The sequence below is a fragment of the Achromobacter sp. GbtcB20 genome (genome assembly GCF_019091095.1).
Classification (GTDB): Bacteria; Pseudomonadota; Gammaproteobacteria; order Burkholderiales; family Burkholderiaceae_B; genus Achromobacter; species Achromobacter mucicolens.
This window is the reverse complement of sequence record NZ_JAGXJZ010000422.1, coordinates 1-303: the sequence shown is the minus strand read 5'-3', so window position 1 is coordinate 303 and position 303 is coordinate 1. Positions and strand designations below refer to the sequence as shown.

General features: G+C 63.0%; 1 protein-coding gene. It reads right to left on the bottom strand.

What is annotated here, in order from left to right; all coding sequences use genetic code 11:
• Window positions 1-36: 36 nt before the first annotated feature.
• Window positions 37-303 (bottom strand): MerR family transcriptional regulator (locus tag KVT32_RS29600; RefSeq protein ID WP_217619373.1); only part of this gene is annotated, 267 nt, incomplete at its 5' end.

The following is a 303-nucleotide window of genomic DNA, read 5'->3' as shown; positions in this document are numbered from 1 at the left end:
ATGCCGCCATCAATTCCCCCCTGGCCGGGAGAGGCTCTAAGCCGGCCGGGAGCCGTGTTTTAACAATGCGAGAATTCCAAGCAGTTCTTCGCGCAGCTTCGGCACGTCGACCGTTGGCGTTTCCTCGATCGGGGCTGGTTCGATGCCCCCGGCCAGGTCGCTGGCACGGCTGTCGAGGCGGTTGCGGGCGCCGCTGATGGTGAAGCCTTGCTCGTACAGCAACTCGCGGATACGCCGGATCAGCAACACTTCGTGATGCTGGTAGTAGCGGCGGTTACCACGGCGTGTGACTGGCTTCAGCTG